22 protein-coding genes are annotated in these 23,932 nt (G+C 74.1%); 17 read left to right on the forward strand and 5 right to left on the reverse strand.

The features are described from left to right. Nucleotides 1–112: 112 nt before the first annotated feature. From AB0M16_RS05550 to AB0M16_RS05590, 9 genes are all read left to right on the forward strand, one after another. Nucleotides 113–2,455: a collagenase gene (locus AB0M16_RS05550; protein WP_365339048.1), complete on the forward strand. Its 2,343-nt coding sequence runs from the start codon at nt 113–115 to the stop codon at nt 2,453–2,455. Nucleotides 2,456–2,564: 109 nt separating this feature from the next. Then, nucleotides 2,565–3,722 (forward strand): FAD-dependent oxidoreductase, encoded by a 1,158-nt coding sequence (locus tag AB0M16_RS05555; RefSeq protein WP_365339050.1) that lies wholly within the window; start codon nt 2,565–2,567, stop codon nt 3,720–3,722. Between the two features lie 29 nt (nt 3,723–3,751). Then, on the forward strand, nt 3,752–4,021 hold the full coding sequence (locus AB0M16_RS05560) for a (2Fe-2S)-binding protein (protein ID WP_365339052.1): 270 nt from the start codon (nt 3,752–3,754) through the stop codon (nt 4,019–4,021). Then, a complete protein-coding gene (locus tag AB0M16_RS05565; protein WP_365339054.1) occupies nt 4,002–5,471 on the forward strand; it encodes an FAD-dependent oxidoreductase in 1,470 nt (489 codons plus the stop codon). Before AB0M16_RS05560 ends, AB0M16_RS05565 begins: the two co-directional genes overlap by 20 nt. Nucleotides 5,472–5,545: 74 nt before the next feature. After that, on the forward strand, nt 5,546–6,454 hold the full coding sequence (locus AB0M16_RS05570; protein WP_365339055.1) for a dihydrodipicolinate synthase family protein: 909 nt from the start codon (nt 5,546–5,548) through the stop codon (nt 6,452–6,454). Nucleotides 6,455–6,469: 15 nt separating this feature from the next. Further along, the gene (locus AB0M16_RS05575) at nt 6,470–7,474 is read left to right on the forward strand and encodes a proline racemase family protein (RefSeq protein WP_365339057.1); all 1,005 of its coding nucleotides are present in this window, start codon (nt 6,470–6,472) and stop codon (nt 7,472–7,474) included. Then, nucleotides 7,462–8,577: a proline racemase family protein gene (locus AB0M16_RS05580; RefSeq protein WP_365339477.1), complete on the forward strand. Its 1,116-nt coding sequence runs from the start codon at nt 7,462–7,464 to the stop codon at nt 8,575–8,577. Before AB0M16_RS05575 ends, AB0M16_RS05580 begins: the two co-directional genes overlap by 13 nt. Further along, a complete protein-coding gene (locus AB0M16_RS05585) occupies nt 8,574–9,560 on the forward strand; it encodes an ornithine cyclodeaminase family protein (protein WP_365339059.1) in 987 nt (328 codons plus the stop codon). The genes AB0M16_RS05580 and AB0M16_RS05585 overlap by 4 nt, the downstream gene beginning before the upstream one ends. Nucleotides 9,561–9,601: 41 nt before the next feature. Then, nucleotides 9,602–10,327, forward strand: a complete 726-nt coding sequence (locus tag AB0M16_RS05590) for a GntR family transcriptional regulator (RefSeq protein ID WP_365339061.1) — start codon at nt 9,602–9,604, stop codon at nt 10,325–10,327. 40 nt (nt 10,328–10,367) lie between these two features. On the opposite strand, the gene AB0M16_RS05595 is transcribed toward AB0M16_RS05590, so the two are convergent. The 3 genes from AB0M16_RS05595 to AB0M16_RS05605 all read right to left on the reverse strand — a co-directional run bounded on the left by AB0M16_RS05595 (nt 10,368) and on the right by AB0M16_RS05605 (nt 12,913). Continuing rightward, on the reverse strand, nt 10,368–10,799 hold the full coding sequence (locus AB0M16_RS05595; protein WP_365339063.1) for a PPOX class F420-dependent oxidoreductase: 432 nt from the start codon (nt 10,797–10,799) through the stop codon (nt 10,368–10,370). Between the two features lie 91 nt (nt 10,800–10,890). Beyond that, nucleotides 10,891–11,448, reverse strand: a complete 558-nt coding sequence (locus AB0M16_RS05600) for a phosphatase PAP2 family protein (protein ID WP_365339479.1) — start codon at nt 11,446–11,448, stop codon at nt 10,891–10,893. Between the two features lie 145 nt (nt 11,449–11,593). Continuing rightward, nucleotides 11,594–12,913, reverse strand: a complete 1,320-nt coding sequence (locus AB0M16_RS05605; RefSeq protein WP_365339481.1) for a diacylglycerol kinase family protein — start codon at nt 12,911–12,913, stop codon at nt 11,594–11,596. A gap of 223 nt (nt 12,914–13,136) precedes the next feature. Between AB0M16_RS05605 and AB0M16_RS05610 the strand changes: the two genes are divergently transcribed. After that, nucleotides 13,137–13,598, forward strand: coding sequence for a GNAT family N-acetyltransferase (locus tag AB0M16_RS05610; protein ID WP_365339065.1), 462 nt, complete (start codon nt 13,137–13,139; stop codon nt 13,596–13,598). A 153-nt stretch (nt 13,599–13,751) separates the two neighbouring features. Here AB0M16_RS05610 and AB0M16_RS05615 read toward each other — a convergent pair whose 3' ends face one another. After that, nucleotides 13,752–14,210 carry a cyclic nucleotide-binding domain-containing protein gene (locus AB0M16_RS05615; RefSeq protein ID WP_365339067.1) on the reverse strand — a complete coding sequence of 153 codons (459 nt, stop codon included), beginning with the start codon at nt 14,208–14,210 and terminating at the stop codon, nt 13,752–13,754. Nucleotides 14,211–14,655: 445 nt separating this feature from the next. On the opposite strand from AB0M16_RS05615, the gene AB0M16_RS05620 reads away from it, so the two are divergent. Further along, nucleotides 14,656–15,207, forward strand: a complete 552-nt coding sequence (locus AB0M16_RS05620; protein WP_365339069.1) for a hypothetical protein — start codon at nt 14,656–14,658, stop codon at nt 15,205–15,207. 156 nt (nt 15,208–15,363) lie between these two features. After that, nucleotides 15,364–17,835: a bifunctional polysaccharide deacetylase/glycosyltransferase family 2 protein gene (locus AB0M16_RS05625; RefSeq protein WP_365339071.1), complete on the forward strand. Its 2,472-nt coding sequence runs from the start codon at nt 15,364–15,366 to the stop codon at nt 17,833–17,835. Here the strand turns inward: AB0M16_RS05625 and AB0M16_RS05630 are convergent. Next, nucleotides 17,823–18,437, reverse strand: a complete 615-nt coding sequence (locus AB0M16_RS05630) for a hypothetical protein (RefSeq protein ID WP_365339073.1) — start codon at nt 18,435–18,437, stop codon at nt 17,823–17,825. The two genes, AB0M16_RS05625 and AB0M16_RS05630, sit on opposite strands and share 13 nt — an antisense overlap. 287 nt (nt 18,438–18,724) lie before the next feature. On the opposite strand from AB0M16_RS05630, the gene AB0M16_RS05635 reads away from it, so the two are divergent. The 5 genes from AB0M16_RS05635 (at nt 18,725) to AB0M16_RS05655 (ending at nt 23,814) form a co-directional block, all read left to right on the forward strand. Then, on the forward strand, nt 18,725–19,480 hold the full coding sequence (locus AB0M16_RS05635; RefSeq protein ID WP_365339075.1) for an amino acid ABC transporter ATP-binding protein: 756 nt from the start codon (nt 18,725–18,727) through the stop codon (nt 19,478–19,480). Between the two features lie 34 nt (nt 19,481–19,514). After that, nucleotides 19,515–20,357, forward strand: coding sequence for a glutamate ABC transporter substrate-binding protein (locus tag AB0M16_RS05640; RefSeq protein ID WP_365339077.1), 843 nt, complete (start codon nt 19,515–19,517; stop codon nt 20,355–20,357). A 10-nt stretch (nt 20,358–20,367) separates the two neighbouring features. Continuing rightward, nucleotides 20,368–21,033 (forward strand): amino acid ABC transporter permease, encoded by a 666-nt coding sequence (locus AB0M16_RS05645; RefSeq protein ID WP_365339079.1) that lies wholly within the window; start codon nt 20,368–20,370, stop codon nt 21,031–21,033. Beyond that, nucleotides 21,030–21,947 (forward strand): amino acid ABC transporter permease, encoded by a 918-nt coding sequence (locus AB0M16_RS05650; protein ID WP_365339081.1) that lies wholly within the window; start codon nt 21,030–21,032, stop codon nt 21,945–21,947. The genes AB0M16_RS05645 and AB0M16_RS05650 overlap by 4 nt, the downstream gene beginning before the upstream one ends. A gap of 292 nt (nt 21,948–22,239) precedes the next feature. Further along, on the forward strand, nt 22,240–23,814 hold the full coding sequence (locus AB0M16_RS05655; RefSeq protein WP_365339083.1) for a molybdopterin-dependent oxidoreductase: 1,575 nt from the start codon (nt 22,240–22,242) through the stop codon (nt 23,812–23,814). Nucleotides 23,815–23,932: the final 118 nt, after the last annotated feature.

The following is a 23,932-nucleotide window of genomic DNA, read 5'->3' on the forward strand; positions in this document are numbered from 1 at the left end:
TTTCACATTACTATTTTACTGCTCACGCGGCGGCGCACCACGACCGTCAACTCCCGTGTGAGCCAAGGGAGTTCGCCGCGCATCCCCCACTACCTCCCGACCAGGAGCCCAGGTGTCCCAGCGCAGAATCGTGCGTACCTCCCTCCTCGCCACCGCCGTCGCGGTGACCCTCGTCGCCTCCGCCGGGCAGGCCGCCACCCAGGCGGCGGAGCCCGTGGCGAAGCCGGCGGTGCCGGCCACGTTCGCGGCCCCCGGCCCCGCCGCGAACCCCTTCGACGAGGTCGAGCACCTCGCCGACGCCCGCAGCGCCGAGGCCGTCCCGGCGCCCGCCCCCGGCGGCCTCGTACAGCCCCGCGTCCCCGGCCCCGCCAAGGCGGCGGTCAAGAAGGGCAAGGCGACGGCGGACGCCGCGCCCGCCCTCGCGGCCGGCGTCCCCTGCACGCTCGACGGCATCACCGGGCTCTCGCCCGAACGGTTCGCCGACTTCCTCGCCGACCCGGCGGTCACCGCCGACGGCTGTCTGCGCACCCTCGTGTGGACCTGGGACGCGCGGCTCGCCCCGGTCATGTCCGACGCCCACGTCCAGGCCGTCGCCCGCCGCGTGTCCACCCTGGCAGCCGCCCACGACGGCCGTAACTCCTCGCACTTGGAGGAGATGTTCACCTACCTGCACGCGGTCGCCTACCACGACTTCTCGCGCCCCGAGATCGACATCACGGACGCCCCCACCGTCGACGCGGTCCGCCGGGCCATCGCCGACTTCGGCGGCGCCGCCCGCACCTTCGACGTCACCGCCTCCAACGCCCGCACCCTGCGCGAAGCCCTGTACGTCGGCAGCGCCCCCGGACTGCGCCAGCACCAGCTCGGCCTGATCGTCAAGGTGCTCGCCACCATGGACGCGCGGCACACCGCCACCCACCAGGACCCCACCTGGGCCGGCGCCGCCCTCGCCGCGCTGTCCGTCAACTACCTGGGCGTGTACCCCGGCAACCAGGACGCCGCCTTCCACGCCGCGGTCAAGGCCGACCCGGCCTACCGCGCCGCCTTCAAGGCCTTCGCCGGCCACACCCACCTCAAGGGCACCGCCAACGCGTGGGTGGTCCGTGACGCCCTCTCCGAGTACGGCCGCTTCGGGCAGATATCCGGCCTCCAGAGCGGCGTGGTCGCCGACCTGGGCTCCCTCCTCGGACAGGCCGAGTCCGGTTTCGGCTACGGCAGCGAGCCGTGGGCCAAGGTCGTCTCCTGGCTCAACTTCTACGAGGCGTGCGCGCCGTACAAGGTCTGCAAGGCCGACATCGAGAAGAAGCTCTTCCCCTTCACGTACACGTACGACAACGGTGGCATCAAGGTCCGCACGGCGCTCGACCGGGCCACCGTCGACCAGCTCTACTACGCGAGCAAGCAGGTCAAGTCCCAGTACCACCGTGTGCTCGGCACCGACCAGCCGCTCGCGGGCGACCCCAACACCACCCTCAACATCGTCCTCTACGCCTCCCGCGCCGACTACGAGAACTACCACCCGATCCTGACCGGGTACTCGACCAACAACGGCGGCATCTACATCGAGAACGGCGCCACCTTCTACACGTACCAGCGGCGCGTCCCCCAGGACTCCAGCCTGACCCTGGAGGAGCTCTTCCGGCACGAGTACACCCACTACCTCAACGGGCGCTTCGCCGTCCCCGGCTTCTTCGGCGAGGGCCCCTGGTACCAGGGCGACCGCACGACCGCCATGGACGAGGGCACCGCCGAGTTCTTCGACGGGGCCACCCGTGACAACGGCATCGCCGTCCGCAAGTCCCTGGTCCGCGGCATCATCAACGACACGGCGAACGGCGGCCCCCGCATGAGCGTGCGCCAGCTCCTGCACGCCACCTACGACGGCGACGGCTTCCGCTTCTACAACTACGCGGGCACCTTCTTCGAGTTCCTGTGGACCGAGCGCCCGAGCCTGCTGCGCGAGATGTACGGGCGGCTGCGTGCCGACGACGTGGCCGGCTACGACGCCTGGCGCGAGCGCCTGAGCGCCGACCCGGGCCTCCAGGCCGCCTACGACCGCTTCCTGGACGCCCAGATCGCGCAGGTGGACCGCCTCTACGTACCGAACACGAGCTTCACGCCCAACGACCAGCTCCGCGACACCACGGCCGCCCAGGTCCGCTCGGCCTTCTCCTCGGCGACCTACAGCAACCCGGACTGCGTGGAGAACGGCGACCCCGGCAAGAAGCGCTTCGTCTGCACCGGCCGCATCACCGCCAACCTGTCCAACGCCTCCAGCGAGGACCAGGTCTTCAAGGACATGTCCGAGACGGTCGACTACTTCATCCTCGACCGGGCGGGCGCCGCCTCCAACAACCTCGCCGACATGAACTGTTCCTTCGGCCCGGTGGAGATCTGGTCCACCAGGACCGCCGGCACGTCGAGCTACCGCTGCGAAGGCCCGCTCCGCAGCTGATCGCGCGGCCCCCCGGGCGCGGCTGATCCGTAGCCCTCAGGCGCAGTTGAACCATGCCCGGGCCCGAAAGGGCCTGGGCAGCTCCTAAAGAATGTGACATATTACTGCCGTGCCCAAGAGACACTCCCTGGACGCCGTGATCATCGGTGCCGGCGTCGTCGGAGCCGCCTGCGCGTACTACGCGGCCCGCTCCGGCCTCTCCGTCGCCGTCGTCGACCGCGGTCCCGTCGCGGGCGGCACCACCGGTGCCGGGGAAGGCAATCTGCTCGTCTCCGACAAGGAGGCGGGCCCCGAGCTCGACCTCGCGCTGCTGTCCACGAGACTCTGGCGCGAACTGTCCGGCGAACTCCCGCCGGACACCGAGTACGAGCCCAAGGGCGGTCTCGTCGTGGCGCCCGACGAGGCCACCCTCAAGGCCCTCCGCGCGTTCGCGGAGGGCCAGCGGGCGGCCGGCGTCACGGCCACCGAGATCCCCGGCGACTTGCTGAACGACCTCGAACCGCACCTCGCGCCGGGCCACGCCGGCGGCTTCCTCTACCCGCAGGACGCCCAGGTCCAGCCCGCGAAGGCGGCTGCCCGCCTGCTCGCCGCAGCCCGGGCCGAGACCCACCTCGGCGAAGAGGTGACGGAGATCCTCCGCGGCCCCGACGGGGCGGTCCGCGGCGTGCGCACCCCGCGGCGCGAACTCCTCGCCCCCGCCGTGGTCAACGCCGCCGGCACCTGGGGCGCGGCGGTGGCCCGCCTCGCGGGCGTGGACCTCCCGGTCCTGCCGCGCCGCGGCTTCGTCCTCGTCACCGAACCGCTGCCGCGCGTGGTCCGCCACAAGGTGTACGCCGCCGACTACATCGCCGACGTGGCCAGCGACTCGGCGGCCCTGCAGTCCTCGGCGGTCGTGGAGGGCACCCCCTCGGGACCGGTCCTCATCGGCGCGACCCGCGAACGCGTGGGCTTCGACCGGAGCCTGTCCCTGGAAGCCGTGCGCCGCCTCGCGTCACAGGCGGCGGCCCTCTTCCCCGTCCTGGCCGACGTGGACGTCCTGCGGACCTACCTCGGCTTCCGTCCGTACCTCCCGGACCACCTCCCGGCCATCGGCCCCGACCCCAGGGTCCCCGGCCTGCACCACGCCTGCGGCCACGAGGGAGCAGGCATCGGACTGGCCCCGGCGACCGGCGCCCTGATCGCCGCCGCTCTCACCGGCACCGCGCCACCCCTCGACCCCGCCCCGTTCGCCCCGGCCCGCGACTTCGGCCAGGAGGACGCCGAGTGACCGGGGGAGCCACCGCGAAGGAGCCACCGATGCCCACCGTCACCTTCGACGGACGCGAACTTCCCCTCCGGGAAGGCCAGTCCGTCGCGGCCGTCCTCTGGTCGGCGGGCATCCTCGCCTGGCGCACCACCCGCGAGACGGGCGCGCCGCGGGGCGTGTTCTGCGGGATCGGGCAGTGTCACGACTGCCTGGTCACCGTCAACGGGCGCCCCAACCAACGCGCCTGCCTCGTCCCGGCCCGCCCGGGAGATGCCGTCACCACCCAGGAGGGAACCGGCCGTGCCGCACTCGGCTGCTGACCGGACCGCTGACCTCGCGATCGTCGGAGCGGGCCCGGCCGGCCTGGCCGCCGCCGTCAGCGCCGCCGACCTCGGACTGTCCGTGGTGCTGCTCGACGCGGGAGCGCGTCCGGGCGGCCAGTACTACCGCCACCCCGCGCCCGAACTGGACGCGACGGGCGCCCGGGCGCTCCACCACGACTGGGCGGCCTTCGCGACCCGCGAACGCCGGCTGCGGGCCCACGAGCGGGCGGGCCGCGTCACCTACCTGCCGGACCACCACGTCTGGACGATCACGTCCGCCGGACCGGACCGGTCCCTCCACGCCCGTACCGCGGACGACGCGGCCGTCACCGTCACGGCCGGCGCGGTCCTCCTCGCGACGGGTGCCTATGAACGTCAACTGCCCTTCCCCGGATGGACGTTGCCCGGCGTGGTCGGCGCCGGGGGAGCGCAGGCCATGCTGAAGGGCGGCCTCGTGCTCCCCGGCCGACGGATCGTCGTCGCCGGCAGCGGGCCCCTGCTCCTTGCCGTCGCGGCCTCACTGGCGAGCGCCGGCGCGCGGGTGCCCGCCGTGGTGGAGGCGGCGGCGTACGGCGGTTACGCCCGCCGCGCGGGCACGCTCCTGCGCAATCCGGGGAAGCTCGTCGAAGGCGCCCGCTACGGCGCGGCGCTGGCCCGCCACCACGTCAGGCTCCTCGCCCGGCACGCCGTCGTGGAGGCGCACGGCGAGACCAGGGTCGAGGCGGTCACCGTCGCCCGTCTCGACGGGGACTGGCGACCGGTCCCCGGCACGCACCGCCGCATCCCGTGCGACGCGGTGGCCGTCGGCCACGGCCTGGTCCCCGAGCTGTCCCTGGCGACGGCCCTGGGCTGCGCCACCCGGACGGCCCCCGACGGGACGGTCGCCCTCGCCCTGACCGACGGTCAGCGCACGTCGGTGCCGGGCATCTGGTCGGCCGGTGAGACCGGCGGTGTCGGTGGCGCCCAACTGGCGCTGGTGGAGGGGGAGCTGGCGGCGCACGACATCGCCGCGGCCGCCGGCGGGGCGGCGCCGCGCCGTCCCGCCCCGGACGCCCTGCGCTCCAGCGGCGCCCCTCGCCCGGCAGCGGTGGACGACGTCGAGCGCCTGCGCCGCCGTCGCACCCGCCTGCGGGCCTTCGCCGAGGCGATGGCCGCGGCCCATCGGCCGGGCCCGGGCTGGACGGACTGGCTCCGGCCGACGACCGACGTCTGCCGCTGCGAGGAGGTCCCGGCCGCCCGTGTCACGGAGGCCGTGGAGGAGCTCGGCGCCCACGACCCCCGCACCGTCAAGCTGCTGACGCGGGCGGGAATGGGCTGGTGCCAGGGCCGCATGTGCGGGTCGGCCGTGGCCGCGCTGTGCGGCGCGGGCGCGACGCCGGACCGCAGGCCGTTCGCCTGCCCGGTCCCGCTGCGCCATCTGGCCGACCTCCCCGAGCAGAACGGCTGACGGACTGTGCGCCGCACCCTTGTGGGCGTAGTCCGGGATTCAGTAAAATGTCACACACTACAAAGGAGTTGCTGATGAGCGTCCCCACCTGGACCCCCGCCCGCCCCTGGCGCGGCATCATGGTCGCCACCACCCTCCCCCTCCGCGAGGACCTCTCCGTCGACCACGACGCCTACGCCGAGCACGTGCGCTGGCTGATCGACAACGGCTGCGACGGCGTCGTGCCCAACGGATCCCTGGGGGAGTACCAGACCCTCACCGCCGAGGAGCGCGCCCGCGTCGTCCGTACGGCGGTCGAGGCCGCCGGCGACGGAGCCCGGGTCATGCCCGGCGTCGCCGCCTACGGCAGCGGGGAGTCCCGGCGCTGGGCCGAGCAGGCCGCCGAGGCGGGTGCGGGCTCCGTGCTGCTGCTCCCGCCCAACGCCTACCGCGCCGACGAGGCAGCCGTCCTCGCCCACTACGCGGAGGTCGCCCGGGCCGGGCTCCCGGTCGTCGCGTACAACAACCCGATCGACACCAAGGTCGACCTCACCCCCGCCCTCCTCGCCCGGCTGCACACCGCCGGCGACATCGTCGCCGTCAAGGAGTTCAGCGGCGACGTGCGCCGTGCCTACGAGATCGCCGAACTCGCCCCGGAGCTGGACCTGTTGATCGGTGCCGACGACGTGCTCCTCGAGCTGGCCCTGGCCGGTGCCGTGGGCTGGATCGCCGGCTACCCCAACGCGCTGCCCGCGTCCTGCGCCGAGCTGTACCGCGCCGCCGTCGCGGGCGACGTGGCCACCGCGCTGCCGCTCTACAAGTCCCTGCACCCGCTGCTGCGCTGGGACTCCAAGACCGAGTTCGTCCAGGCCATCAAGCTCTCGATGGACCTCGCGGGACGCCCCGGCGGCCCCACCCGGCCGCCGCGCCACCCGCTGACCGGCGCGACCGGGGCCGCCGTACGCTCCGCCACCGAGAAGGCCCTGGCCGACGGCCACCACTGACCCCGGGGGAGACCCATGCGCACCCGTCACATCTACCACGCCGTCGACTCGCACACCGAAGGCATGCCCACCCGCGTGATCACCGGCGGCGTCGGGGTGATCCCCGGCGCCACCATGGCCGAGAAGCGGCTCCACTTCCTGGAGCACCTCGACCACCTCCGCACCCTCCTCATGTACGAGCCGCGCGGCCACGCGGCCATGAGCGGCGCGATCCTCCAGCCCCCGACCCGCCCCGACGCCGACTACGGCGTGCTGTTCATCGAGGTGTCCGGCCTGCTGCCCATGTGCGGTCACGGCACCATCGGCGTGGCGACCGTCCTCGTCGAGACCGGCATGGTCCCGGTCACCGAGCCCGTCACCCGGGTCCGGCTCGACACCCCGGCAGGCCTGGTCGGCGTGGACGTCCGCGTCGAGGACGGGGCGGCCGTCGCCGTCACCCTCACCAACGTCCCCGCCTTCTCCGTCGGCCTCGACCTCAAGGCCGAGGTCCCCGGCCACGGCACGGTCACCTACGACCTCGCCTACGGCGGCAACTTCTACGCCTTCGTCGAGCTCGACTCGCTCGGACTGCCCTTCGACCGGGCCCGCAAGGAGGACCTGCTCGCCGCGGGCCTCGCCCTCATGGACGTCATCAACCACGGCCCCGACCGCCCGGTCCACCCGGAGGACCCGGCCCAGGGCGGCGTGAAGCACGTCTACCTCGCCGCCCCCGGCTCCGACGCCCGCCGCTCCCGGCACGCGATGGCCATCCACCCCGGCTGGTTCGACCGCTCCCCGTGCGGTACGGGCACCAGCGCGCGCATGGCGCAGCTGCACGCGCGCGGACTGCTGCCGCTGGACACCGACTTCGTCAACGAGTCCTTCATCGGTACGGAGTTCACCGGGCGACTGATCGCCGAGACCACGGTCGCGGGGCGCCCCGCCGTCGTCCCCACGGTCACCGGCCGGGCCTGGATCACCGGCACGGCGCAGTACTTCCTCGACCCCGACGACCCGTTCCCCGCGGGATTCCTGCTGTGAGCCCGGCCGAGGAGCGCGCGACCCGCACGACCGGGATCCGCACCACCGACTACCACACCGCGGGCGAGCCGTTCAGGATCGTCGACCCGGTCGCGGCGGGCCTGCCCCCGCTGCCCGGCGACACCGTCGCCGAGCGCCGGGCCGCCCTCCTCGTGCCGGGCGGAGACGGCACGGCCCCCCGCCCCACGCCGCACGACGCACTGCGGCGCCTGCTCGTCCAGGAGCCGCGCGGCCACGCCGGCATGTACGGCGGGTTCGTCGTGCCCCCGGACGACGACGGCGCCCATCTGGGCGTGCTGTTCTGGCACAAGGACGGCTGGTCGACCGCCTGCGGTCACGGCACCATGGCGCTCGGCGCCTGGGCGGTCGACTCCGGCCTGGTCGCCGCCCCCGGCGACCGGGACGTCCAGGTCCGCATCGACGTCCCCTCCGGACGGGTCGCCGCCACCGTGCACCGTGCGGGCGGCCGCACCACCGGCGTCACCTTCCGCAACGTCCCGGCCAGGGTCACCGGGCGCAAGGTGCCGGTCGACACCGCCTTCGGCACCGTCGAGGCCGACCTCGCGTACGCCGGCGCCTGCTACGCCTCCGTCTCCGCACGCGACCTCGGCCTCGCCGTCGACCGGGAGCACCTGCCCCAACTCGTCCGCGCCGGCCGGGAGATCAGGGCGGCGCTCGAGGGCCACCCGGCCACGCGGCACCCCTCCGGACCACTGCTCTCCGGGGTGTACGGGGTGATCCTGTACGAGGAGCTCCCGGACACCCCGAAGGGCCCGCACCAGCGGAACGTCACCGTCTTCGCGGACGGCCAGATCGACCGCTCGCCCTGCGGCTCCGGCACCTCGGCCCGACTGGCGATCCTCGCCGACGAGGGCCGCCTCGCGGGGGGCCGGGAGCTGACCCACGAGTCGGTCACCGGCACGGTCTTCACGGGACGCACCGTGCCCGGCCCGCCGCGGCAGGGGGCCGCCCCGGCGCGGGACGGGTCCGGGCCGGCGGAGGAAGGGCTCGTCACCGAAGTGACGGGGACCGCCCACCGCACCGGCGAGCACCGATTCACCCTCGACCCGGACGACACGCTCGGCACGGGGTTCCTGCTGTGAGCGGCGCCCACCTCCGTCTGCTCGACGCCGCGGCCGTCGGCCGGCTGCTCACCCCGGCCGACGCGGTCGAGGCGCTCGCCGACGTGCTGCGGGCCGGCCTCGACCCGGAGGCGGGACCACCGCGGACCGCGTTCCCCGTGCCGGCCGGCGAACTGCTCCTCATGCCGGCCGCCACGGGCTCCTGGGCCGGGGTCAAGATCGCCGGGGTGGCCCCCGGCAACCCCGGCCGCGGCCTGCCCCGCATCACCGGCAGCTACCTCCTCCTCGACGGCCCCACCCTCCGCCCGCTGGCGCTGCTCGACGGCGCCGCGCTCACCACCCTCCGCACCCCCGCCGTGTCGGCCCTGGCGGTCCGTCAGCTCACCGGCCCGGGAAGGCCGTTGCGCCTCGTGGTCTTCGGCTCCGGCCCGCAGGCGTACGGACACGTGGAAGCGGTGCTCGCGGTACGGAAGGTGGTCGAGGCGGTGGTCGTCGCCCGGAGTCCGGAGCGTGCGCGGCGGCTCGCCGCGCACGCCCGGGCCCTCGGCGTGCCGGAGGCCCGTACCGGAACGCCCCGCGACGTGGCGGGCGCGGACCTGGTGATGTGCTGCACCACCGCCCGCACCCCCCTTTTCGACGGGCGGCTCGTCGCGCCCGGCGCCACGGTCGTCGCCGTCGGCTCGCACGAACCGGACGCCCGGGAGACCGACACGGCCCTGGTCCGGCGGGCCGCGGTCTACGTCGAGTCGCGGGCTGCGGCCCTGCGGGAGGCGGGTGACCTGCTGATCCCCCGGGCCGAGGGCGCGATCGGCCCGGACCACATCGCCGGCACGCTGGCCGACCTGCTCGAACGGCCAGAGGGCCGGGCCCCGGTGGACCCGGCGGCGCCGCGCTTCTTCAAGAGCGTCGGCATGGCCTGGGAGGACCTCGCGGTGGCGGTCGCGGTGTACCGCGCGGCGGCGAGCAGCGAGGATGTGCCCGGCACGCCCGACAGCGAAACGTGACATTGTACGCTGTCCCCCTGCGAGTTCTCGGAGGAATCAGCGTGGGTGACCTGAAGCAGCACAGTCTCATCAAGGCCCAGGAGCGGCTCCGCGACCAGGTCGGTCACGCGCTCCGAGCCGCCCTGATAGCGGGCGAACTGCGTCCGGGCAGCGTCTACTCGGCGCCCGGCCTGGCCGCCGAGCTCGGCGTGTCGGCCACCCCGGTGCGCGAGGCCATGCTCGACCTCGCCCGCGAGGGTCTCGTCGAACCGGTGCGCAACAAGGGCTTCCGGATCACCGAGGTCAGCGAGCGCGAGCTCGACCAGTGCACCGAGCTGCGCATGCTCATCGAGGTGCCCACGGTCGGCCGGGTCACCGAACTCGCCACCCCGGAACAGCTGGAGGAGCTGCGCCCGCTCGCCGAGGAGATCGTGACCAACGCGCGCGAGCACAACCTCATCGGCTACCTGGAAGCCGACCGGCGCTTCCACCTCACCCTGCTCGGCCTGGCCGGGAACGACCGGCTCGTCGAGACCGTCGGCGACCTCCGCAAGCGGTCCCGGCTCTACGGCCTCACGGGTCTGGACGAGGCCGGCAAGCTCGTCTCGTCCGCCGAGGAGCACATCGAGCTGCTCGACCTGATGATCGCCGGCGACGTGAAGGGGGCGGAGGCCTGCATGCACCGTCACCTCGGCCACGTGCGCTCGCTGTGGGCCGAGGCCCGCGACGAACCCGTCGAGCGCCCGGCCGGCCGCCTCGGCCCGGTCGGCAGGGCCCGCAGGAACTGACCCGGCCCCACCGGGCCGACGGCCGGCCGGCCGCCCCCGGTCAGCGCACCGACTGCCCGTACACGTGGTCGACGCGCATCGTCATGAGGACCCGCCGGTCGGCCACCATCACCGACCGGTACTCCTCCCAGTCCGGGTGCTCCCCGGCGGCGAGCCGGTAGTACCCCACCAGCGCCTCCACCTCGGGCCCGTACGGCTCGGTCCCCGGCCCGGTCAGGGTCACCGTGCCCTCCGCCGTCGCCCACGACCAGCCGTCCTCGGCGGTGACCTCCAGGGCGGCCCGGGGATCGCGCCGCAGGTTCGCGGTCTTGGCGCGGCCCTCGGTCATCGACACGTACACGGTGTCGGTCGCGGGGTCGTAGAAGGGCATCACGGGGGAGAGCTGGGGGCGCCCGTCGGCCTTGATCGTGGCGAGGACGCCGAGCCGGCTCTTGGCGAGGAGTGCGCGGGCGTCGAACGGCGTGGTGGTCATGTCCCTCACCAAGTCCCTTGCCCCGCCGCTTTGTTCCCGACGTCGACCGCCGACTCCCCGAGCGGGCCGCGCCCCGGCCCCGAGGGCGCGGTCAGGCGGTGCGGAACCGCCGCCACTGCGGCGCCGCGCTCGCCACGGACAACGCCGCGACCCCGCTGGTCAGGCCGAGGACCGCGCCGGCGGCGACGTCGCCGGGGTAGTGGACGCCGGTGTGGACCCGCGAGTACCCGACGGCGCTCGCGAGAATGCCGAGCGGGACCGCCGCGGGCGGGAACACCACCCCCACGGCCGTCGCGAAAGCGACCGCCGACGCCGTGTGCCCGGACGGGAACGACGCCGAGAGGGGCATCGGCACATGCCGGTCCACCGTCACCCGCGCCGCCTCCCGGTCCGGGCGCCGTCGGCGCACGAGGCGCTTCCCGAGCAGGTTGGCCGTGGCCGAAGCCACCCCGATGGCACCGACGCCGACCACCGCGGCCATGCGGGGACGCCCCGGGACGAGGGCGAGGGCCGCGGCGACGGCAAAGGAGATCTTGGAATGGTCGGCGGTGTGCGAGAGCCGGCGGAACCCCCGGTCGAGGGTCGGCGTCGGCGTCGCGGCGACCGCCGCGTACAGGGCGCCGTCCACGGCCCGCATGTCGGAGAGCATCGCGCGGACCGACTCCCGGAGGTCGGGCCGCCGTGGGCGTCCGGACCGGTCCGTGGCGTCGACGGGGGAGGGGGCGGTGGACGCGGGCTCGTTCTCCGGGGTCGGTCCGGGTCCGTTCGGGGGCAGTTCTGCCATGGGATTCTCCTCAGTGGCGGCCGAAGGCGAGGACGACGATCCGGTACCAGTTCAGGGGCTGGGAGGGCGGCGCCGTACCGGGACGGTCACGGGGGACGAGGACGCGCAGGGCGCGTGGTCTCAGGGTGCAGGTGACCGGGGGCGGCAAGGTGAGGGCCTCGCCGTCGACGGCCACGGGCAGCGTGTCGACCTTCGCGGTGACCTCGACCCGCCGGGCGGTGAGGACGTTCAGGCCGGTGGACGACGAGCCCCGGACGGCGAGGTCGGCGGCCTGCGCCGCACCCTCCACACGGATCGCGATCACGCCCAGCTTGCCGCCGTCCAGGCGCGGCCGATGGCCGCCGGTGCCGAAGGGATCGGGCGAGGCGTAGGGGTTGTTGCTGACGAGCAGGGCCTGCTGCGCGGACAGCTCGGTGGTGCCCACGCGGGCGTCGAGCCGTACGCCGGCCTCGCCGGTCAGCAGGTCGGGCATCACGCTCAGCGCCGTCTCCGCCTTGGCGTCGCGGTACTCGGGGCGCTGCACGACATCCGCGTACACGCCGAAGGAGACGGTGTTGACGAAGGGCCGGCCGGCGACGTCGCCCAGGTCGACGCGCAGCTCCTCGCCGTCGGTCAGGGCGTCGAGGCACCTGGACGGGTCGGCACGGTCGAGGCCGAGGTCCAGGGCGAAGTGGTTGCGGGTGCCCGCGCTGATCACCAGGAACGGCAGGTCGTGCTCGGCCGCCACCGCGGCCACGAGCGCCTGGGTGCCGTCGCCGCCCGCCACGCCCAGCAGGTCGGCGCCGTCCGCGACGGCGGAGCGGGCGAGTTCGGCCACGTCCTGGAACTCCCCGTCGGGCCCGGTCGGGCCGAGGAGCACCACACGCGCGCCGAGGGCCTCCGCCTTCTCGACGAGCCCGAACCGGCCGACCTTGCCGCCGCCGGACTTCGGATTCATCAGCAGGACGGGACGCCGCGGGCGCGCCGCGGGCCTCGCCCGGCTCCGGTGGTCGGGACGGCGCAGCGCCTTGCGGGCGCAGATCAGGGCCGCGGCCCAGAGCAGGAGCGAGCCGAGCGCGGTCCGCCACAGCCCGTCGTCGAGGTAGAGGACCAGGACGGCCACAGGGGCGCCGACGCCGAGCAGCGCGCCCAGGAGCCGGACCGGCCCGCGGTGCGCGAGGAACCACCACCCGCCGGCCGCGCACAGGGCCAGGCCCACGAGGCCGACGACGACGATGAACACACCACCCCCGCCGAAGGGCACGAACAGGGCGACGACGGCAGCCGCGGCGCAGAGCAGCGCGCACCGCGCGAACAGCCGCGCGCCCGCGCGTGCCCGTATCCGCTCCAGGGCCCGGGCCTGCGCCCGTGCGCGCGTCCGGTCCTCGGCGTCTCCGCTCACCGTCGCCTCCCGACGTCCATGGCCCCAGCCTGCTGCCCGGAGGCTCCTGACACCGTCTCACTGGGCCGTTCGAGTGGCGGTGCAGCCGGTGCCGGGCAGCGCGGCGGGATGTCCCGCGTGTCCGTCCGGATACCGATTGTGGCACGGGTCGATAGACGACAAGATCGCTTGGGTGCGTGATGACGTGAAGCTCTGCGACGGGGTGGTCACCCTGTCCCCGCTCGACCCGGACGAAGCGGACGCGCCCTGCGCAGCCGGCCCGCCCCCTGCCCGCCGCCGTGAACGGTGGCGCCCGCACGGCGCCGGCCGGACCTTCGCCATCCGGGCGGACCGGCTCGTCGGCACCGTCGAGCTGCGACCGCCGGCCGCCGGGCACGCCCACGGCGACGTCGAAGTGTCCTACGCCCTCCGGCCGGAGGCGCGCGGCCGCGGCTTCGCGACCCGGGCCGTCCTGCTCGCCTGCGACCACGCCCGTACGGCGGGCGCCCGCCGCGCCGTGATCGTCACGGCCGCCGACGACCCGGCCGCCTCCGCCGTCGCCCGCCGCGCGGGCTTCGTGCGCCGCGGCCAGATCAGCCACGCGGACGGCGCGCTCTACGACTGGCACGTCAAGGACCTCGTCGGCAGGTCCTGACCCCGGAGCGGAGGCCCCGCCCGGCCGGGACAAGGGCCCGGCCGGGACAAGGGCCCGGCCGGCGGGACGCGGAGGGCGTCCGGCGTCCAGGCGTGTCGCGAACGTCCCGGGCGGTCGTGCGGGCGGACGGCGCTGCCTTCCCGACACGACCTACTAGGCCAGGATCCCGCTCCCGTGCGGCGCGTACAGGTCGAGCAGCCTGACCCGCGTCACGTGCAGCCGGTGGGCCAGGATCTGGCCCACCCAGAAGGTGACCGACGCGCCGAACTCGGCGTCCGTGCGGCACATCGAGCGCACCGCCGTCCCGTCGAACTCGTACGCCCTGACCGGCGTCATCGCCTCCGCGCCGGACTGGCACAGGTACGGCGGGAACAGCCACGACAGGCCCACCAGCTCCCCGTGCCGCAGCGTCTCGATCACCGGGGAGCCGCGTCCCGGCACCTTGGCGTCGAGGGTGACCGCGCCCGTCTTGACGATCCAGAAGCGGTCGGCCCGTTCCTGCTCCTCGAAGAGCCGGGCGCCGGCCTCGAAGTACACGTCCTCGGCAAAGGCCATGAGCCGTTCCCGGTGCTCCGGCGGCAGCGTGCTGACCTTGGGTGCGGCGGTGCTCATGGCGGACCTCCTCGGACCTGCGGCTGCGGTGCGTCCGCCTCCAGTGTCCGTCGCCCCCGCCCCGTACGCAGACGCCGCACGCGGCCGGTCACACGGACGCCGTACAGGAGGCGGCACCCCGCGGCGGACGGTGGTGGGCCGGTCACCGTCCGTATGGCGTGGGGGTGAGCCGCGCCTCCTTCGCCTCCCGCCCCGCCGAGGCCTGCGACCTCATCGAGGCCGCGGCCCGCGAGACGGCCGGACGGGGGCCTCGGGGCCCAGGGCGTGCCGCCGCCGGCGCGGAGCCGATGCCCGATGCCGCGCCCCGCCGGCGGCCCGCCGCCCTGCCCCGGTGCGGTGATCCACCACGGGCGCCGCCCGGGGCGGGAGTGACACCCCCGGGGACGCGGACGCTGTAGGGCATGAGAGACCTGCCCGCAGCTCCGACAGCAGAGGCCACCCCCGCATGCACCCACGCCCCGGCATCACGGACGACGACACCGTCGAGTTCTTCGTCGTCGACGCGGCCGCACCCGCCCCGCACCCGCCCGCACCGAGCGTCCCCGAGGCCAGTCCCGTCTTCGTGGACACGTCCGGTCGGCGGCAGCGGCGGGTGCGCCGCTGGGGCTACCTCCTGCTCGTCCCGGCCGTCGGCTACGTCGCCCTGCTCATCAGCGCCCTGCTCGGCGGCCCCACCGTCCAGGCGCCCTTCCTGCCCTCGGCGCAGGCCCCGCACACCCCCACCCCCGCCCCCTCGACGGGCGGCGGGAACGGTGGGCCGACCCCCGCCGCGGGCGACACGGCCGACCGGCCGGACACCGCCTCCACCCCCGGCGGTTCGGACCCCACGCCCGGTGAGGCGGCCACGCCCGGCACCGGGGCGCCCAGCACCGTGCCGGCGCCCGTCCGGAGCACCACCGGGCCGGGGGACACCAAGCCGACGCCGCAGGGAATGGGCACCGGAAAGCCCACCGAACGCCCCGACCAGGGCCACGGCAAGCCCACGAGCCGCCCGTAAGCCGTCCTCACCGACGGCCGCCCGCGGCGCACGGTCCCCCCTCGCACCACCCGCGGCACCACAGTCCCCCCAAGCACCAGGCAGGAACCGCTCCCCTTGTCGAAGAACCCCGGCCGCCGGCCCCGCGGCCGACACAGCTCGGTCCGCGAAGTCCCCGTGCGCACGCACTGGCTGCTGCTCACCACCCTCGTGCTCACCCTCTCGGCGGCCCTGCTCGTCCAGGGCTACACGCAGCACCTGTTCGACCGGACCCCGGACGCGGCGCCCAGGCAGGCCGGGGCACGGACGTCCGTACCCGCCCGGGTGACCTCGGGCGGCCCGGTGATCGAAGGCGCGTCGGCCCGCACCACCCGCCCCGCGGACCGCACGGTCTCCCTGACCTTCGACGACGGCCCGGACCCGGTGTGGACCCCGAAGATCCTCGACGTGCTGCGCCGCCACCAGGTCCACGCCACCTTCTTCACGGTCGGCACCAAGGTCGCGGAGAACCCCGATCTGGCCCGCCGGATCGTCGCGGAGGGCCACCAGATCGGACTGCACAGCTTCACCCACACCGACCTCGGCTCGGCCTCCCCGTGGCGCCGCTCGCTCGAACTGCGCCAGACACAGCTCGTCATCGCCGGTGCCACCGGTGTCACCACCCCGCTGCTGCGGCCCCCCTACTCCGCCACGAACCAGGCGCTCACCGACGCCGACTGGGACGCCGTCGTCCAGGCGGGGAAGGAGGGGTACCTGACCGTCCTGACGACCCAGGACAGCGAGGACTGGCGACGCCCGGGCGTCGACCGGATCGTCGCCGACTCCACCCCCAAGGGCGCCGCGGGCCAGATCGTGCTGCTGCACGACGCCGGCGGGGACCGCGCGCAGACGGTCGCCGCGCTGGAACGGCTGCTGCCCCGGCTCAAGGCGGACGGCCGGCGGTTCACCACCGTCGGCGAGGCGGTCGCCCTGCCCACGGCGGAGCGGCCCGCGACGACGGCCAACGCATGGCAGGGCTCCGCCCTGATCGCGGCGATCCGCACCAGTGACGGGGTCGTCGACGCGCTGTCCTGGCTGCTGTGGGCCGCCGGCGCGATCAGCGCGCTGCGCGCGATCGCCGTCTTCGTCGCCGCGCGGCGCCACGTGCGCATGCGCCGCCGCCCCTGGGGCCCGCCGGTCACCGAGCCGGTCAGCGTGATCGTCCCCGCCTACAACGAGAGCGCGGGCATCGAGGCGGCCGTCCGTTCCCTGCTGGCCTCCGACCACCCGGTCGAGGTCATCGTCGTCGACGACGGTTCGACGGACGGCACGGCCGACATCGTCGAGGCCTTGCGACTGCCGGGAGTCCGGGTCATCCGGCAGCAGAACGCGGGCAAGCCGGCCGCCCTCAACACCGGGATCGCCGCGGCCTCCTGCGACCTGCTGGTCATGGTGGACGGAGACACCGTCTTCGAGCCGGACGCGGTCAGGATGATCGTGCAGCCGTTCGCGGACCGCCGCGTGGGCGCCGTCTCCGGCAACGCCAAGGTGGTCAACCGGGGCGGGCTGCTGGGGCGCTGGCAGCACATCGAGTACGTGGTCGGATTCAACCTGGACCGCCGTCTGTTCGACCTGGCCGAGTGCATGCCCACCGTGCCCGGCGCGGTCGGCGCCTTCCGCCGCGAGGCCCTGCTCCGGGTCGGCGGCGTCAGCGACATCACCCTCGCCGAGGACACCGACCTGACCATGGCCCTGTGCCGGGACGGCTGGCGCGTGGTGTACGAGGAGCGGGCCAAGGCCTGGACCGAGGCGCCCGCCTCGCTCGGGGCACTGTGGAAGCAGCGCTACCGCTGGTGCTACGGCACGCTCCAGGCCATGTGGAAGCACCGGGGCGCCCTCGTCCAGGGCGGCCAGGCCGGCAAGCTCGGCCGACGGGGCCTCGTCTACCTGCTGATGTTCCAGGTCCTGCTGCCGCTGCTGGCACCGGTCGTGGACGTCTTCGCCGTCTACGGACTCGTCTTCCTGGACCCGGTGCACATCCTGGGCCTGTGGACGGCCTTCCTTCTGCTCCAGGTCGTCATGGGCCTGTACGCCTTCCGCCTGGACGGCGAGAGGCCGGGGCCGCTGTGGAGCCTGCCGCTCCAGCAGTTCGTCTACCGCCAGCTGATGTACCTGGTCGTGATCCAGTCCGTCTTCACCGCGATCGCCGGGTCCCGGCTGCGCTGGCAGCGGATGGAGCGGTACGGAAGCCTCCAGGTCCCGGTCGCCCAGGTCGCCCCCCCGCCGCCGTCCCCGGCCCGGCTCCCGCGGCAGCCGTCGCCCCCGCACGGGCACGAGGGGTACGGACACGGGCAGGGGGGGTACGGACACGGGTACGAGCAGGGGGACGCGTACGGGTACGAGCAGGCGGACGCCCGCGCGTACGAGCAGGCGGACGCCCACGCGTACGAGCGGAGGGACGCCTACGCGTACGAGCAGGGGGACGCGTACGGCTACGCCCCCGCGCCGGACGGAGCCCACGCACCAGGCCCGGTGCCGACGCACATGCCGTACCCGCCCGCCCCGCACCACGCGGTCCGGCCTCCGGCGGATCCGTTCGGCCAGTACCACGAGGGCCACGACCACGACCAGGCCGGCGGGTCGGGCCCGGGCAGGCCCTACGGCGCGTAGTCGACGCGGATCGCCCGCCCGTCCGGTCCGGCCGCGGCCGCAGTACGCGCGCGCGGCACGAGCGCGCCCTCGCTGCCGGCGATGAGGACCAGCGACGGGCCGCGCTCCGCGGAGGCGTGAGGCGGCGCCGCGGCCTCGCCGTGCGCCGCGGACCCCTCGTACGGGCCGGACTCCTCGTACAGGGCGAAGAAGCAGTCGAGGCGCCGGCCCTCGTGCGGGGCGCGGTCGCCCGGCCGGTCGGCGGCGAGGAGGAAGACCGTCTCGCCGGGCGCCGGCGCGGGCACGGCCTTGTGCGAGTGCCCGAAGTGCGGCGGGCTGTCGAGACCGGCGGCCAGCCAGCCGTCGACGTCGGCCTCAAGGGCCTCGGCCTGCTCGTCGAGCGCGTGCCGCCGGTACCAGGCGGCGCCCTCCTCGCGGATCCGCAGCAGCAGCGCGCGGTCGGTCCGGTCCGGCGCGGGCAGGGTGCCGTCTTCGGACTGGCGGGCCCGGAAACGGTTGACGAGCGGGATGAGGGAGTCCGTGAGCACGCGGCCCTCGGCGCTCAGGTACTCGGGGATGGCGGCGGTGATGGGAGGCTCCGTCCTCGGCGTCGGCGTGGACACCGGCGAGATCGTGCGCTGTCCCCCGGCGGACGGCCGGGAGAGCCGGGCAGGAAGCCAGGCGGGTGAACCACGGTGGGAGAGATCCAAGCAACCGGGCCCGCCCGGGGGCAAGGCCTCCGGGGCGGCGTCCCGCATACCGGTCACCGACCGGCGGTAACCGGCCACCGGGACCCCGCCACCCTCCGTGACCGCCCTCCGCCCGTCCGGCGTGCGCCCGCCGAGCCGAGGGCGGAGCATGAACCTGGGGAGGAAGCGGCAACGCGGGGCCGGTGACCCAGGAGGGTGCCATGGGCGTCCCTGACGCGGGCGACGCACTCGTCGTGCTCGACAACGTGGACAAGCACTTCGGCGCGCTCCACGTGCTCCAGTCCATCGACCTCACCATCCACCGCGGGGAGGTCGTGGTCGTCATCGGGCCCTCCGGGTCCGGCAAGTCCACGCTCTGCCGCGCCATCAACCGCCTGGAGACGATCGACTCCGGGACCATCACCATCGACGGCAAGCCGCTCCCCGCCGAGGGCAGGGCCCTGGCCGCGCTCCGCGCCGACGTCGGCATGGTCTTCCAGTCCTTCAACCTTTTTGCGCACAAGACGGTGCTCGCCAACGTCACCCTCGGACAGATCAAGGTCCGCAAGAAGGACCGCAAGAAGGCCGAGCAGCGGGCCCGCAGCCTGCTGGAGCGGGTCGGGGTCGCCAACCAGGCGGACAAGTACCCGGCGCAGCTCTCCGGCGGCCAGCAGCAACGCGTGGCGATCGCCCGCGCACTCGCCATGGACCCCAAGGTGATGCTGTTCGACGAGCCGACCTCGGCGCTCGACCCGGAGATGATCAACGAGGTCCTGGAGGTCATGCAGCAGTTGGCCCGGGACGGCATGACGATGGTGGTCGTGACCCACGAGATGGGTTTCGCGCGTTCGGCGGCCAACCGCGTGGTCTTCATGGCCGACGGCCGGATCGTCGAATCCTCCACTCCCGACGAGTTCTTCAGCAACCCGCGCAGCGAGCGTGCCAAGGACTTCCTGTCGAAGATCCTGCATCACTGACCCGTACCGAACCCGAACCGACCCCCGTGGGGTGATGACCATGAACCCGCTCAGGAACCGAAGGTTCACCGTGGCCGCAGCCGCTGCGGTCGTCCTGTCGTTCACCGGCGCCGGCTTCGCCTCCGCCGTGCCGGCCGACCACGGAGACGACGAGATCGTCGTCGGTATCAAGTTCGACCAGCCGGGCATCGGCCTCAAGACCCCGGACGGCAAGTACACCGGCTTCGACGTCGACGTCGCGACCTACGTCGCCAAGCAGCTCGGCCACGACCCCTCCGACATCGTGTGGAAGGAGGCCAAGAGCGCCGACCGCGAGACGCTGCTCCAGCGGGGCGACGTGGACTTCATCGCGGCCTCGTACTCGATCAACGACAAGCGGCTCCAGAAGGTCGACTTCGCCGGCCCCTACCTGCTCGCCCACCAGGACGTGCTCATCCGCGCCGACGACGACTCCATCACCAAGCCCTCGGACCTGAACAACAAGAAGCTCTGCTCCGTCACCGGGTCCACGTCCGCGCAGAACGTCAAGAGCAAGATCGCCCCGAACGCCCAGCTCCAGGAGTACGGCGGTTACTCCGAGTGCCTCACCGGCCTGGAGAACGGGGTCATCGACGCCATCACGACCGACGACTCGATCCTCGCCGGATACGCCGCGCAGCCCGAGTTCAAGGGCAAGTTCAAGCTCGGCGGCTTCAAGCTGAGCAACGAGAACTACGGCATCGGCGTACAGAAGGGCAGCGAGCTCAAGGAGAAGATCAACAAGGCCCTGGAGAAGATGGTGGCCGACGGATCGTGGGACGCGGCCGTGGAGAAGAACTTCGGTCCCGCCGGATACCAGAACGAGCCCGCGCCGAAGATCGGCGTGATCGTCCAGTGAGCAGGCCCTCGTGTTCGACTTCCTCGAAGGCTACGACCTGCTGGGAGCCTTCTGGACGACGGTCCAGCTGACCGTCTACTCCGCGATCGGCTCCCTGGTCTGGGGGACGCTGCTGGCCGCCATGCGCGTCAGCCCCGTCCCCCTCATGCGGGGCTTCGGCACGGTGTACGTCAACATCGTCCGCAACATCCCGCTCACCGTCATCATCGTCTTCACCTCGCTCGGCCTCTTCCAGACCCTGGGAGTCAGCCTGGGCGCCGAGGACTTCACCACCATCAACTTCCGGCTCGCCGTCCTCGGCCTCATCGCGTACACCTCCGCGTTCGTCTGCGAGGCGCTGCGCTCCGGCATCAACACCGTCCCCCTGGGGCAGGTCGAGGCCGCCCGCGCGATCGGGCTCAACTTCACCCAGACGCTGCGGCTCATCGTGCTGCCACAGGCGTTCCGCTCGGTCGTCGGGCCGCTCACCAACGTCCTCATCGCCCTGACCAAGAACACCACCGTCGCCGCCGCGATCGGCGTCGCCGAAGCCGCCCTGCTGATGCGGGAGATGATCGAGAACGAGGCCCAGCTCATCCTCATCTCCGCGATCTTCGCCTTCGGCTTCATCTGCCTCACCCTGCCCACCGGGCTGTTCCTCGGCTGGATCGCCAAGAAGGTGGCGGTGAAACGGTGAAGAGCAAACCCACCGTCCTCTACGACGTACCCGGGCCGCACGCCCGCCGCCGCAACCTGCTCTACACCCTGCTCTTCGTCGTCGGCCTGGCCGGCGTCGTCTGGTGGGTGGTGCAGAGCCTCGTCGACAAGAACCAGCTCGACTGGGACAAGTGGGCGCCGTTCTTCACCGACCCCCGGGTCTGGACCACCTACATCCTCCCGGGCCTGCAGAAGACCGTCATCGCCGCCGCCCTCGCCATGGTCATCGCGCTGCCGCTCGGCGCGCTCTTCGGCATCGCCCGGCTCTCCGACCACGCCTGGGTCCGGGCGGCGGCCGGCACGGTCGTGGAGTTCTTCCGCGCCATCCCCGTCCTGATCCTGATGCTCTTCGCCAACGCCGCCTACTCGGAGTTCACGGACGTCAGCCCGGAGAACCGGCCCCTGTACGCGGTCGTCACCGGTCTCGTCCTCTACAACTCCTCCGTCCTCGCCGAGGTCGTCCGGGCCGGCATCCTCGCCCTGCCGGCCGGCCAGACCGACGCCGCCAAGGCGATCGGCATGCGCAAGGGCCAGACCATGACCTACGTGCTGCTTCCGCAGTCGGTCACGGCGATGCTGCCGGCGCTGGTCAGCCAGCTCGTCGTCATCGTCAAGGACACCGCGCTCGGCGGCGCGATGCTCGGATTCTCGGAACTCCTCGCCTCCGTCCGCCCGATGAGCGCCAACTACGGAGCGAACACGATCGCGTCCTTCACCGTGGTGGCCGTCGTCTTCGTGATCCTCAACTTCCTCCTCACCTCCTTCGCCTCCTGGCTGGAGGGCCGGCTGCGTCGCGGCCGGAAGTCCACCGGCGCGGTCGTCGGGGCCGAGGCCGTGGAGGAGCTCGCGGTCCCGGGGGAGCACCCGCCGACGGGAGGCGAAAAGCGGCCCTGAGGGGCGCCGGGCACCCCTTCGTGGGGCCGCGCCGGGCTCCTCGCGGTCCCGGCCGCCCGTGGCCCGGCCGTCCCCGCCGTGCTGTCCCGTGACCGGGCGGTCCACTGCGGCTCCGCCCGGACCCGGCCCCGGCTCCGCTCCCGCTCCGGCCCCGGCTCCGCTCCCGCTCCGGCCCCGGCTCCGCTCCCGCCCCGTAACCGCTCCGGCCTGCCGCGGCCCGACTTCTTACGGTCCGATGACCGACGGCCCCGCCCCTTCAGCTCCGCCCCCTCCCGTGCCGAGAATCAAGGGCATGACCGCCTCGCCCCCCTCGCTCACCCCCACGGACCGTCTGCTCGCCGCGCTCGGCGGCATCGTCGCCGGGTACGGCGGCATCGCGGTCGCCGCGCTCGTCGCCGTCGTGGTGCGGCCCGAGGCCGGGCCGGTGCCCGCCGTCGGTGACGCGGTCGTCGACCACACGCCCGCCGGGATCAAGGAGTGGGCGATCCGCACCTTCGGTGAGAGCGACAAGGCGGTCCTGGAGTTCGGCATCCTCGTGCTGCTCGCCGGTCTCGCCGCCGCGCTCGGGCTGCTCGCCGTGCGCCGGCCGCTCGCCGCCGTCGCCGGGGTGGCAGCGCTCGGCGCGGTGGGGGCGCTCGCCGCCGTGACCCGCCCCGACTCCGAATCCCTCACCGACGCGCTGCCCTCGCTCGTCGGGGCGGTGGCCGCCGCTGCCGTCCTGTACGTGCTCAGCCGGCGCCTCGCCGCGCCGCGCTCCGGCGCGTCCGCGGCGCCCGACCGGCGGGGCTTCCTGCTCACCGGCGCGGCCATGGTGATCGGTGCGACCGGTGTCACGGTCCTCGCCCGCAGCGTGGGCTCCACCCGCTCCGAGCACGCCACGGCCTCCCGCGACGCGCTCCGGCTGCCCCGGCCCGCGTCGCCCGCCCCCGCCGTCTCGCCCGGCGCGCAGCTGCCCGTCGAGGGCATCAGTCCCTTCATCACCCCGAACCGCGACTTCTACCGGGTGGACACCGCCCTCGTCGTGCCACGCGTCGACGCCGACACCTGGCAGCTGCGCGTCCACGGCAGCGGAGTGCCGCGGGAGCGCGTCTTCACCCTCCCCGAGCTGATGCGCCGCGAGGTGGTCGAGCGGGACATCACCCTCGCCTGCGTCTCCAACGAGGTCGGCGGCTCCCTCGTCGGCAACGCCCGCTGGCTCGGCGTCCGCCTCGACGACCTGCTGCGCGCGTGCGGGGTGCGCCCGCCGTCGGCCGGCGGGCCGGCCGACCAGCTGGTGGCCCGCTCGGTGGACGGCATGACGATCGGCACCCCGGTCGAGACCGTCATGGACGGCCGCGACGCACTCCTCGCCTTCGGCATGAACGGCGAGCCCCTGCCCTTCGCGCACGGCTTCCCCGTCCGCATGGTCGTCCCCGGCCTCTACGGCTACGTCTCCGCCTGCAAGTGGATCGCCTCCATCGAGCTGACCACCTTCGCCGCGTACGACGCCTACTGGGTGCCGCGCGGCTGGGCGGCACAGGCACCGGTCAAGACCGAGTCACGGATCGACACCCCGCGTGCCTTCGGCCGTGCCGCTGCCGGACCCGTCGCCGTCGCCGGGGTGGCGTGGGCCCAGCACCGGGGCATCTCCCGGGTGCAGGTACGGGTCGACGACGGGCCGTGGCAGGACGCCGAGCTCGGCGCGCAGGACAGCCGCGACACCTGGCGCCAGTGGGTGTACCGCTGGCAGGCCGACCCGGGCCGGCACACCCTCACGGTGCGGGCCGCCGACGGCACCGGCGCGTTCCAGACCGAGCAGCGGCAGGGCACCATGCCCGACGGGGCCACCGGCTACCACTCGGTCGTCGTGACCGTCGACGCGGGCTGACCGGCGGCCACCGCCGAGGTCGGCCGCCGCCCCGGGGGCCTGCGGCCACCCGCCGAGGCCGGCCGCCACCGCCCAGGCCCGCCGCCGCCCCGGAGGCCCGGGACCACCGCTCAGCGGA

It is taken from the genome of Streptomyces sp. NPDC051921 (genome assembly GCF_040680975.1).
Taxonomy (GTDB): domain Bacteria; phylum Actinomycetota; class Actinomycetes; order Streptomycetales; family Streptomycetaceae; genus Streptomyces.

What these genes read in the sequence shown, in the direction of transcription:
- AB0M16_RS05560 (WP_365339052.1), top strand. Translation starts at nt 3,752, where the DNA reads ATGCCCACCGTCACCTTCGACGGACGCGAACTTCCCCTCCGGGAAGGC.
- AB0M16_RS05570 (WP_365339055.1), top strand. Translation starts at nt 5,546, where the DNA reads ATGAGCGTCCCCACCTGGACCCCCGCCCGCCCCTGGCGCGGCATCATG.
- AB0M16_RS05575 (WP_365339057.1), top strand. Translation starts at nt 6,470, where the DNA reads ATGCGCACCCGTCACATCTACCACGCCGTCGACTCGCACACCGAAGGC.
- AB0M16_RS05595 (WP_365339063.1), bottom strand. Translation starts at nt 10,799, where the DNA reads ATGACCACCACGCCGTTCGACGCCCGCGCACTCCTCGCCAAGAGCCGG.
- AB0M16_RS05600 (WP_365339479.1), bottom strand. Translation starts at nt 11,448, where the DNA reads ATGCTCTCCGACATGCGGGCCGTGGACGGCGCCCTGTACGCGGCGGTC.
- AB0M16_RS05615 (WP_365339067.1), bottom strand. Translation starts at nt 14,210, where the DNA reads ATGAGCACCGCCGCACCCAAGGTCAGCACGCTGCCGCCGGAGCACCGG.
- AB0M16_RS05620 (WP_365339069.1), top strand. Translation starts at nt 14,656, where the DNA reads ATGCACCCACGCCCCGGCATCACGGACGACGACACCGTCGAGTTCTTC.
- AB0M16_RS05635 (WP_365339075.1), top strand. Translation starts at nt 18,725, where the DNA reads ATGGGCGTCCCTGACGCGGGCGACGCACTCGTCGTGCTCGACAACGTG.
- AB0M16_RS05640 (WP_365339077.1), top strand. Translation starts at nt 19,515, where the DNA reads ATGACCATGAACCCGCTCAGGAACCGAAGGTTCACCGTGGCCGCAGCC.
- AB0M16_RS05655 (WP_365339083.1), top strand. Translation starts at nt 22,240, where the DNA reads ATGACCGCCTCGCCCCCCTCGCTCACCCCCACGGACCGTCTGCTCGCC.